Annotated in this window: 10 protein-coding genes; 7 read left to right on the top strand and 3 right to left on the bottom strand. The window is 37.5% G+C overall.

From position 1 onward, the window contains the following. Positions 1–49: 49 nt before the first annotated feature. The 6 genes from glnA to B9T35_RS16600 all read left to right on the top strand — a co-directional run bounded on the left by glnA (position 50) and on the right by B9T35_RS16600 (position 6,227). Positions 50–1,465 (top strand): type I glutamate--ammonia ligase, encoded by a 1,416-nt coding sequence (gene glnA, locus B9T35_RS16625; protein WP_171264311.1) that lies wholly within the window; start codon positions 50–52, stop codon positions 1,463–1,465. A gap of 91 nt (positions 1,466–1,556) precedes the next feature. After that, complete coding sequence (locus B9T35_RS16620) at positions 1,557–1,832, top strand: hypothetical protein (protein ID WP_086192234.1); 276 nt, start codon at positions 1,557–1,559, stop codon at positions 1,830–1,832. 116 nt (positions 1,833–1,948) lie between these two features. Then, on the top strand, positions 1,949–2,464 hold the full coding sequence (locus tag B9T35_RS16615; protein WP_086192233.1) for a chorismate--pyruvate lyase family protein: 516 nt from the start codon (positions 1,949–1,951) through the stop codon (positions 2,462–2,464). A 9-nt stretch (positions 2,465–2,473) separates the two neighbouring features. Continuing rightward, positions 2,474–3,352: a 4-hydroxybenzoate octaprenyltransferase gene (gene ubiA / locus B9T35_RS16610; protein WP_086192232.1), complete on the top strand. Its 879-nt coding sequence runs from the start codon at positions 2,474–2,476 to the stop codon at positions 3,350–3,352. Between the two features lie 100 nt (positions 3,353–3,452). Continuing rightward, on the top strand, positions 3,453–4,676 hold the full coding sequence (locus tag B9T35_RS16605) for an alpha/beta hydrolase family protein (RefSeq protein ID WP_086192231.1): 1,224 nt from the start codon (positions 3,453–3,455) through the stop codon (positions 4,674–4,676). 255 nt (positions 4,677–4,931) lie between these two features. After that, complete coding sequence (locus B9T35_RS16600) at positions 4,932–6,227, top strand: prolyl oligopeptidase family serine peptidase (protein ID WP_086192268.1); 1,296 nt, start codon at positions 4,932–4,934, stop codon at positions 6,225–6,227. Between the two features lie 245 nt (positions 6,228–6,472). On the opposite strand, the gene lon is transcribed toward B9T35_RS16600, so the two are convergent. From lon to B9T35_RS16585, 3 genes are all read right to left on the bottom strand, one after another. Next, positions 6,473–8,899, bottom strand: coding sequence for an endopeptidase La (gene lon / locus B9T35_RS16595; RefSeq protein WP_086192230.1), 2,427 nt, complete (start codon positions 8,897–8,899; stop codon positions 6,473–6,475). A 134-nt stretch (positions 8,900–9,033) separates the two neighbouring features. Then, positions 9,034–9,633: a 5-formyltetrahydrofolate cyclo-ligase gene (locus tag B9T35_RS16590; RefSeq protein ID WP_086192229.1), complete on the bottom strand. Its 600-nt coding sequence runs from the start codon at positions 9,631–9,633 to the stop codon at positions 9,034–9,036. Positions 9,634–9,826: 193 nt separating this feature from the next. Beyond that, positions 9,827–10,246, bottom strand: a complete 420-nt coding sequence (locus tag B9T35_RS16585) for a hypothetical protein (protein WP_086192228.1) — start codon at positions 10,244–10,246, stop codon at positions 9,827–9,829. A gap of 155 nt (positions 10,247–10,401) precedes the next feature. On the opposite strand from B9T35_RS16585, the gene B9T35_RS16580 reads away from it, so the two are divergent. Then, positions 10,402–11,767 (top strand): tandem-95 repeat protein (locus B9T35_RS16580; RefSeq protein ID WP_139842049.1); only part of this gene is annotated, 1,366 nt, incomplete at its 3' end.

Genomic DNA, 11,767 nt, shown 5'->3' with positions numbered 1-11,767 from the left:
AACTACTAACATGCACTTATCAAGTGCAACAAAAATTCATTGGAGCAAAATGAGCATGGCGAACAAAGTCCTTCAACTCATACAAGAAAGTGGCGCAAAATGGGTCGATTTTCGCTTTACTGATACTAAGGGTAAAGAGCAACACGTAACTTACCCAGCAGATACAATCGACGAAGATACCTTTGAAGACGGTAAAATGTTTGATGGTTCTTCAATTACAGGTTGGAAAGGCATTGAAGCATCGGACATGATTTTACGTCCAGATGCAGCGACAGCATTCCTTGACCCGTTTTTTGCTGAAGCAACAGTTGTTGTGACTTGTGACGTTATTGAGCCATCTACTGGTCAAGGTTATGATCGTGATCCACGTTCAATTGCTCGCCGTGCGGAAGAATATTTAAAATCAACAGGTATTGGTGATACAGCATTCTTTGGTCCAGAACCAGAATTTTTTGTATTTGACGAAGTGAAATGGGACATCGATATGTCTGGCGCTCGTCACACCATTATTGCTGAAGAAGCAGCTTGGTCTACAGGCAAAGATTACGAAGCAGGTAACTCAGGTCACCGTCCACGTGTTAAAGGCGGCTATTTCCCAGTTCCTCCTGTTGATTCTTCACATGATATGCGTGCTGAAATGTGTGCGAAAATTGAAGACATCATGGGACCTGGTCGTGTAGAAGTACATCACCATGAAGTTGCATCTTGCCAATTAGAAATTGGCGTGAGCTTCAATACAATGGTTCGTAAAGCAGACGAAGTACAACAGTTTAAATATGCTGTTTGGAACGTTGCGCATCAATATGCAAAAACTGCGACATTTATGCCTAAGCCTATGGTCGGTGATAATGGTTCTGGTATGCATGTTCACATCTCTATTTCTAAAGATGGTAAGAACTTGTTTGCTGGTGATGAATATGCAGGTTTGTCAGAAATGGCGTTGTATTTCATTGGTGGTGTGATTAAACATGCTCGTTCATTAAATGCTATTACCAATCCATCAACGAATTCTTATAAGCGTTTAGTGCCACATTACGAAGCACCAATTATGCTTGCATATTCAGCTCGTAACCGTTCAGCATCTATCCGTATTCCTTACGTTTCTAGCCCTAAAGGCAAACGTATCGAAGCACGATTCCCTGATCCAATGATGAACCCGTACTTAGGTTTCGCAGCATTGTTAATGGCGGGTCTTGATGGTATCCAGAATAAGATCCATCCAGGTGAAGCTGCTGACAAAAACTTGTATGATCTTCCTCCTGAAGAAGAAGCGAAAATCCCTACAGTTGCACATAGCTTGGATATGGCGCTTGAAGCACTTCAAGCAGATCATGACTACCTATTAAAAGGTGGCGTGTTTACTAAAGATATGCTTGATGCGTATATCGAAGTTAAAACTGAAGAAGTTCGCCGTTTAAATACGACAACTCACCCAGTTGAATTTGATATGTATTACAGCCTGTAATTCTTAATAGAATTTAAGCTTAAAAAAAACCGCGCATGTCGCGGTTTTTTTGTATCATTTACTTCACTCAAGACATGATGCTTAGAAATATATGACGCAGCGTAAAAAGAACACCAGTTTTTATCCTTGGATTGATGCCAAAGACCATGAGAAAGGTTTTAAAATGAACTTTTCTAATGTGACCTATGTTGAACTGGGGCGTACATCGGAAGGTTATAAGCATGTTGAATTTGTTGCTTTAAAAAACCCAGAATTGGCTTTGGATTATGCATATCCCAAAGAATTTTATTTGAGTGCCGAAGGTTTAATTTTAGTGAAAACAGCTCAGGGTAAATTTGAAGTGATTGCAAAAACAGATAACTGTTGATGATATTGATATGCTTATCATGGATAGAAGGGTAAATGGTTAATTATTGATGAGTTGTCAATAAAATCATCAATAAACTGCGTTAAACTGAATGATCTAAAAAGAGTAGTGGGCATATGTGGAACCAACGAGCATGTACAAGACAGGAAAAAGAATTGAATCCTGAATTAAAAACATGGTTGCATGCATCAGGTTCATTAACACAACAGCTCACCAATTTAGCAAAGGGTCATTTTCAAGTAAAGCCGACTCAAGAGCATTTTCAACGTCTAAATTTTAGTGATGCCACATGGATGCAGATGCCACATCAGCATACTTCATGGGTACGTGAAAGTTATTTATTTGGCTGTGAAGAACAACCTTGGGTAAAAGCCAAAAGTATTTTTCCGATTCTAAGCCTACACGGACGAGCACGCTTATTCAAACATATTGGCGTTCGTCCAATTGGGAAATTTTTATTTCAACGTACTAATCCACAGTGTGATCGTCGTGTCATCCTTCTAGAAGAGGGATGGACGAGGCAAAGTTGTTATACTTGGCATGGTTGTAAATTTATCGTACAGGAAACATTTTTACCTGCATTTCTAGATTATTTAAATCAGAGCAAGCTCTCTGAATCTGAAACTCTGTAAAGGAAAGTCATGGCAACCGTGCAATCTATTACATGGCGTGAACGCTTAGAAGCTTATTATTATTTATGTCGTTTTGATAAGCCGATTGGGACTGAATTGGTCTTTTGGCCAACGATGTGGGCAATGTGGATTGCAGCAAAGGGAATACCTGAACTCAGTACATTGTTGGTGATGATTCTAGGTGTCATTTTTATGCGTGCCGCAGGTTGTGCAATTAATGATTTTGCTGATCGTAAAGTAGATGCACATGTTGCACGGACTAAAGATCGCCCATTGGCGACAGGGATTATTTCAGCCAAAGAAGCAATTTTTGTATTTTTGATACTGGTTGCAGCAAGTGCATGTTTATTATTTTTCCTTCCTATTGAATCATTTTATTGGTCATTTGGTGCATTGTTTTTAGCTTTCATTTATCCATTTATGAAACGCTATACCAACTTGCCTCAGGTTTTTTTAGGTGCTGCATTTTCATGGTCAATACCAATGGGATATACAGCGGTTGGAGTAGAGCCGAATCTAACCTGCTGGTTATTGTACTTTGGAAATTTAGCATGGACGGTGGCTTATGACACGCAATATGCAATTACTGACCGTGAATATGATTTAAAAATAGGGGTGAAATCAACCGCGATTCTATTTGGTCAATATGATATTGAAATCATTTCAATTTTACAGGCATTGAGTGTTATTTTAATTGGCTATGCTTTGTATATAGAGCAATTACTTTTTCCTTTTGGATTTATTGCATTATTGGTTGTTATTGCTGATTTTATATATCAATGGACTAAAACGAGAGATCGTGATCCACAACGCTGTTTTTGGGCCTTTAGGCATAACCGTTGGATTGGATTGATTATTTTCGTTGGTATTTTTATCGGACTTTTATAAAAATTTATCTATTCATAAAAAGCATCCTAGTCAGATGCTTTTTTTTATGCTTTATTAAAAGTTGCTCAAGGAGAGCTTAGATAAAAATTAGGATAATGAAATGAAAGAAATTTTTAAACGATCGTTATTGGTACTTGCATGTTCTTCTGCGTTGTTTCTATCTGCATGTAATGATGATGACAATGATTCGGAATATGTTTCCACAACAAGTTACCTTTCAGAGAGTACATATAATTTAGATACAATTAATGGGGCAGCATCAGTTAATGTGATGAGTTATAACATGCCAAATGTGCTGGGTGAAACTAAGAAAGCAACGGCTATGGTCTTTGTTCCGAAGACACCTCAGCCTGCTGATGGGTGGCGTATTGTTGTTTGGGAACATGGTACTGTTGGTGTGGGTGATAGTTGTGCACCGAGTAATAATACTTTTAATCCTAGATTTAAAAGTATGGCAGAAAGCTTGTTGGCACAAGGCTATGTCGTTGTTGCACCAGATTATGAAGGTTTAGGTACTCCAGGAATACATCCTTATTTGAACTTATCCAGTGCAGCTAAATCTGCAATCAATGCAGTCAAAGCTTATAAAGAACATTATGGTAGTAAAATTAACGGTGCATGGATGTCAGTCGGGCAATCGCAGGGTGGTCATGGATCTTTAGCTACAGCAGAATATGCAAATAATGATGCAAACTATAAGGGTGCTGTTGCAGGTGCTCCTGCATCGAGTCTTGGTTATATTATTAGTGTGGTTGCGCCGAAGGCACTGAAGGACTTAAGTGATGCAGGGCAGGTAGATGTCGCTGTTGAAGCATATGCGGAATTACTTGCTTATGCGGCATATACAACTGTTGGTATAAAAGCCTACGAGCCTCGATTTAATTATCAAGACCTTTTCCAAACGCGTTCGAAAGCCTTCGCTGAGCTTGCTGAAGGAACAACAGGTGATAATGGAATGTGTTTGAGCGAGCTTCATGATGAGTTTGCCAAGGATATTCGAGCTTATTTGAAAGAAAATACAGATAAAACAGTTCCTGATTATCCTGGTCTGACAGTAGATTTCCAATCGAATGCAACTGTGCAAAAATTCTTAGTCGATAACCAGCCTGCAACCAAGAAAATTAATACACCTGTGATGATTATCCAAGGAACAGCAGATATGGCTGTACCATATCCAGTTACGGATGCTTTGCAAAAGAATTTAACTGAGCTTGGAACCAAGGTTACATTCTTACCAGTCGTTGGAGCTACGCATACGCAGGCGATTGTAGATAAAAATCCTGAACTGGTGGCATTTATTAAGCAGAATATGCCAGCTCAATAAATTTATTCTTAGATTCATAAAAAAGGGGCTTAGGCTCCTTTTTTATGTCTACAAGAAAGTTATATAAAATGAAGAGTGAATCAATAAACTTTTTAAATTATTGCTTTAATAAGCAGAATAAAATTATTTGTATAATTTTTTTAAAACTTTTTAATTCAATTAAATACTTTGAATGTGGCTATATATATTGAATTATGATTTGATTGCTGAGCTCTCATGGAGAGAGTGTTAATTAACAATACTATGGAAGTTAAAATGCAACATATATTTAAGCGCTCATTACTCGCTCTGACTTGTTCATCATTTTTATTTTTAGCTGCATGTAATGACAGTAATGATGATTATGTAGGTATAACACCAAGTCAAACTTTTATCTCTGAAGCAGCTTACTCTAAAGAAACTTTAGATGAAGCCTCATCTATTAAAGTTATGACTTATAACATGGTGAATGTACAAGGTAAGACAGCTAAAGCGACTGCAATGGTTTTATTTCCAAAAGTTACACAACCTAAAGATGGATATCGAGTTGTAGTTTGGGAGCATGGTACTTTAGGTGTGGGTGATTCTTGTGCACCAACCAACAATAATTTAGGTACACGTTTTAAAGATCCACTAGCTAAGAGTTTATTGGCTGCTGGCTATGTCATTATTGCTCCAGATTATGAAGGTATGGGAACAGCAGGAATACACCCATATTTACATTTAGAAAGTGAAGCAAAATCGGCAATATCTGCTGTGCAAGCTGCTCAAGATCATTATGGTAATGCTTTAAATAAAAGTTGGATGTCAGTTGGACAATCTCAGGGCGGTCAGGGATCTTTAGGTACTGCACAATATGCAAATAATGACAAAAATTATTTAGGTGCTGTTGCAGGAGCGCCAGCTTCTAGCTTAGACAAAATTATATTCCAAGTTGCACCCGTTGCTTTATTGGATGCTGAAAATAAAGAGCTTGAAGCAGGTGTAAGTTTAGCGTATAGAGCGGAAAAAGGTTCAGTTGGTGCATATGCGACATTATTGAGCTATGCAGCATTTGCAGCTGTTGGTATTAAAGCATCTGATCCACGTTTTGATTATCGTGAAATTTTTGCAGATACACGCTCACAGGATATTGCAGCGCTTGCTGAAGGGACAACTGGTGAAAATGGTTTATGTTTAGATAGTGCTGATCCTGTAAATAAACCTGAAGATAGTATTCGATATAGATTTGTTCAAGATATTGTAAAATATTTAACTGAAAATCCAACTAAAAAACTATTGGATTATCCTGGTTTGAATAAGGAGAAGTTTTATGCGAGCCCACAAATTACAAAATTCTTGAAAGAAAGCCAACCCGGAACAGTCAAAATTGATAAGCCAATTTTAATTATTCAGGGTACGTTGGATATGAGTGTACCTTATCCAGTAACAGAGGCAATGTATAAAGCGATGCTTGCTCAAGGTACTAATGTAGAGTTTTTGCCAGCCGTTGGGGCAAGTCATACCGCAGCGATTGTTGAGAAAAATCCTGAATTAGTTGCATTTATTAAGCAGAATATGCCAGCACAATAAATTTATTTTTAGATTCATAAAAAAGAAGCTTCGTCTTCTTTTTTATGACGTTATTTTTTGGGTGATTATTTTAGAATAAAGCTTGAAGGATTGGGGTATCTTACATTGTAAATTACTGCTATCAACTTATTCAGAAGTATCATTTTATTTACACAAGTAAAATGAATAAAAAAAGGAACCTCATATGAGATTCCTTTTTTTAGTTCTATTCGAAACTTAAGTATTCTTCTTTAAAGTATACTCAATTAATGACGAGCTGCTTTACCTTCATCTACAGGTTTTACAATCGGCGCTTTGACCAATGGCGTTGGTTTTTCGACTAAAGCTAAAGCAAGAATTTCATCAATACTTTTCACTGCTTTAATTTCTAAACCTTCTTTAACATTATCTGGAATTTCAACAAGATCACGTACGTTTTCTTGTGGAATGAAGACCAGTTTAATGCCACCACGATGTGCAGCTAAAAGTTTCTCTTTTAAGCCACCAATGCGCATTGCACGACCACCCAGATTGGTTTCACCTGTCATCGCAATATCAGCACGAATTGGAATGCCTGTGAAAGCAGAAACCAAAGCGGTTGTTAATGCTAAGCCAGCAGATGGGCCATCTTTTGGTGTTGCACCTTCTGGTAAATGCACGTGGACATCTGTTTCTTCAAAACGCGAAGATTCAATGCCTAGTTCATCTGCACGAGTACGTACAACTGTCATTGCCGCAGTAATCGACTCTTTCATGACATCACCGAGTGAACCAGTGGTAATGAATTTACCTTTACCTTTCACGGCTGCAACTTCAATTGAAAGCAACTCACCGCCTACAGAAGTCCATGCTAAGCCATTTACACGACCGACTTGAGCTTCATCTTCCGCCATACCATAGTCGAACTTATGCACGCCTAAGTAATCTGGTAAGTTTTCAGCAGTTACATCAATATGTAAGCTTTTCGCTTTTTTGCTGACCGCTTCTTTTACAACTTTACGGGCAATTTTTGACACTTCACGTTCTAAACTACGGACACCCGCTTCACGTGTATAACGACGCACGATGTCACGAATCGCTTCTTCATGAACCGTCAATTCTTTACCACGTAAACCATTGTTCTTAATTGCTTTAGGAACAAGATAACGATCTGCAATATGAACTTTCTCATCTTCGGTATAACCCGGCAGACGAATCACTTCCATACGGTCAAGCAAAGCCTCAGGGATATTCATGCTGTTTGCAGTACAGATGAACATCACTTCAGAAAGATCAAGATCAAGATCTAAATAGTGATCGTTAAACTTACTATTTTGTGATGGATCAAGAACTTCAAGTAGAGCAGAAGCAGGATCACCACGGTAGTCTTGCGCCATCTTGTCAATTTCATCGAGTAAGAATAAAGGATTCTTCACTCCGACTTTTGTTAAAGACTGCACAATTTTACCTGGCATCGCACCAATATAAGTACGACGATGCCCACGGATTTCAGCTTCATCACGTACGCCACCTAAAGCCATACGAATAAATTCACGACCTGTTGCTTTCGCAATCGATTCACCGAGTGAAGTTTTACCGACACCTGGAGGGCCAACTAAGCACAGAATAGGACCTTTCAGTTTTTTCACGCGTGATTGAACGGCAAGATATTCAACAATACGTTCTTTAACTTCATCTAGACCATAATGGTCTGCATCCAAAATTTCCTGAGCTTTAGGCAAGTTAATGCTCACTTTGCTCGCTTTATTCCAAGGCGTATCTAAAATCGCCTCGATATAGTTACGAACGACAGCAGCTTCACTTGAGGCAGGTTGCATTGCTTTCAGCTTACGGAATTCACTTTCAGCTTTTTTACGTACATGTTCAGGTAAATCGGCTTCAGCTAAACGCTTTTCAATCTCAACAACGTCATCTTCAGCACCGCCGTTCATGTCGGAAAGTTCACGCTGAATCACCTTCATCTTTTCATTGAGGAAGTATTCGCGTTGGTTTTTCTCCATTTGGCGTTTTACATTGTCATGCAAAGATTGCTCAATTTGTTGCTCTTCAGATTGCTGCAACAAATAGGTCATTAATTCTTGCAAATGTGCTTCGAACTCATCGTGCTCTAAGAATTTCTGTTTAACATCTATATTCAATGGAACACGTGTTGCGACAAAGAATAGCAATTGAAGAAGGTCTTCAATTTTATTTGCAGCAGTAATCAGTTCACGAGCATTACGCAATTTGGCTTCTGCATATTGAGCAAACAAAGCACGCAATTCTTCGACACGTGAACTCTGAGTATCTTTATCAACAGATACTGTCATTGGGCTCATTGCATGTTCAGCTGATAAATACTCATCATTGTCGATGATTTCAACCAACTTAGAACGATACAAGCCTTCAATCAGTACTTTTATACAGTTCTCATCATTTTCGTGATTCACAACTTGCACGATCTTCGCAACAGTACCGTATTGATAAAGGTTGTCGTGATCAATTTCTTCTGTAAGCGAATCTTTTTGTGCAACTACAAATACTAAATTGTCACTGTTACGCGCCACGTCAACGGCATTGATCGATTTTTCACGACCAACAAATAACGCAATTTGCATGTGTGGATAAACCACAACGTCACGGAGCGCTAAAAGTGGTAATACGCTTGGAACTTGAGGCTCTAAGCTTTCTTCATTCATAATAATTTCAGACATGGGCACTCCTAGTGAGTAACAATGGTGTTGCCATGTTTTTATAGTGATGTGTATTTCAAAAATTACAAGGCCTTTGCAAAATAAAATGTATAAAAATTGGCAAGCATCTGATTATTCAAAGGTCATGCTCACTGCTATTGGCTAGATTGACGCTTAAAATGATAATGATTTGAAGGAGTAATTAAAGCATCTAAGGGTTGATCCCATTTTTGTTTAAGCAAGGGTTGCTCTAAAATCTGAAAATCATGTGCGATGCCTAGACGATATGGGTGATGGGGAGCAGAGGCTAAAGTACGATCATAATAACCACCACCCATCCCCATACGCGTACCATTTTGATCACAAGCCAATAAAGGCATAATCAATAAATCGAGCGTAGATACATCAAAACCACGACTCGACTTGGGTTCTAACATGCTTAAATGATGCATGCTGAATTTTTTATTTCTAAATTGATGCTGTGAAATTTTTACCCAAACTAAGTGTTGGTTCATATTGCAAATCATGGGTAGATAGACCAATTTATTCATTTTAAAGCAATATTCAATGATTTTTTTTGTGTGAATTTCGCCAAAAGCGTGTAGATAAATGCCAATTTTATTTGAATGCTGAAACTTAGGATAACGTATCAGAAAGCTTAAAATTTGATTCTCAGATCTAGCTTGTTGAAAGGATGAAATATTCTTACGTTGCTGTTTAAGCTGCTTTCTTAAGTTCGAAGTTTGATTCGACATCATAATTATTCGAGTGAGATATTACTTACTGAATTATAAATTAAAAATACAATAAATTGAAAAAATAAAGTAATTACTCTACATAAATGTTTAGATGTTAATGTGTAGTTTTTTATTTATTATAAAAATATTTTGATTTAATAATAAATTAAAACTTAGCCAAAGTTGCTTAAACTTTGGCTTGATTATCGATTTATGATTTTTTATTTATAATAAATGGTTTACCTTCTTGATCGACTGATAATACTAAATTTACACTCGGTAACTGTTCACTTATATTTATTTTTGTGTGAAATGTCTTGCATTCTTCTTTGCAGTTTTTAACGGTTAGTTCATATTCATTAGGCTTTAAATAGTATGTTGTTGTGTTATTTATATAAAAATCTCCAGCCTTGAAATCATCAATATAAAACTTAATTGGGCAGTTTTGATCTTGTGCTTTATCATCATCGCACAGTCTTTCATCTCGTTGAACTTGCAGTGGAAATGAGTTTTGTTCTTTATTTATAAATAATAAATTCAATGGTTTATCATGTTTATTTTGACTTTTTAATGTTGTGCAAGCACTAAGACTAACAGCAAGAGTGAAGCCAATGAGAATAGTTTTAAACATAACGAATTCCTTAGAAATTGCGAGAAATATCACATGATGATTTTTTACTGATTGGTAAAAAATCTACACATATGTTGTTTTGAATATTATTGTACAAAAAATAACGAACTGTTAATATAGTTTACTAATTGTTACTAATAGATTGGTTGTTTAATATGCAAAATATCACGATTATCGATAAGGCTTCATTGAATAAAATTAATACTGATTCTAGTAATATATTGTTGGATAAAGTATCGATAATTCAAACCAAATTGTATAAAGATGATATTGCAGAAATAATCCAAAATGGTAATGATTTAGTAATAAAATTAAAAAATGGTGAAACAATCACCTTAGAAAATTATTTTGTAAAAGATGCCAATGGTCAAACTTCTGATCTGGTTTTTGAGGGCACTGTTTGTGCTTTTGAGCAAATGGTTTGGGAAGATGGTGTTGCTGTATTTAACGAATTGACAGGATTAGAAGAATTACTTCCGATTGTTACGGGAAATTCAGGTGGTATTGGTGGCTTACCTTGGATTATTGGAGGTGTCGTAGCGGGAGGAATTGGGGCTGTTGTAGGTGGAGGATCATCAAACGGTGATAATAAAGCTGATAATGATGCACCGACAGCAACAACAGACCCCGTGATTACAGCAGAAGATGAACCAGTTATAGGAAAAGTAACGGGTATAGATATTGATGGTGATGACTTAACCTACGTTGTTGCAGAACCACCGAAACATGGTACGGTGACGATTGATCCCGAAACAGGCGATTATACTTATACGCCAAACCCAGATTTCAATGGTGAAGACAAATTTACTGTGACTGTAGATGATGGCAAAGGTGGTACCACAACCATCGAAGTTCCCGTGACAGTTACACCGGTAAATGATGCACCGACAGCAACAACAGACCCCGTGATTACAGCAGAAGATGAACCAGTTATAGGAAAAGTAACGGGTACAGATATTGATGGTGATGACTTAACCTACGTTGTTGCAGAACCACCGAAGAACGGTACAGTTACGATTGATCCAGAAACAGGTGATTACACCTATACACCAAATCCAGATTTTAATGGTGAAGACAAATTCACAGTAACTGTTGATGACGGTAAAGGTGGAAAAACTACAGTAGAAATTCCTGTTACAGTTACGCCTGTAAATGATGCGCCAACAGCAGAAGCAGAACCAAAAACAACACCAGAAGACCAACCTGTATCAGGTAAAGTTGTTGGTACAGATGTTGATGGTGACAACTTAACTTATGTAGTCACAGAACCACCGAAGAACGGTACAGTTACGATTGATCCAGAAACAGGTGATTACACCTATACACCAAATCCAGATTTTAATGGTGAAGACAAATTCACAGTAACTGTTGATGACGGTAAAGGTGGAAAAACTACAGTCGAAGTTCCTGTTACAGTTACGCCTGTAAATGATGCGCCAACAGCAGATCCAGAACAGGACACAACAACGGCAGAAGATACACCTGTGAAAGGTACGATCGAAGCAGACGATATTGATTTAG

It is taken from the genome of Acinetobacter sp. ANC 3832, from assembly GCF_002135415.1.
In the GTDB taxonomy this organism is placed as follows: Bacteria; Pseudomonadota; Gammaproteobacteria; order Pseudomonadales; family Moraxellaceae; genus Acinetobacter.
Note: the sequence above shows the minus strand (reverse complement) of the source record. Positions and strands in the feature narration are given on the sequence as shown.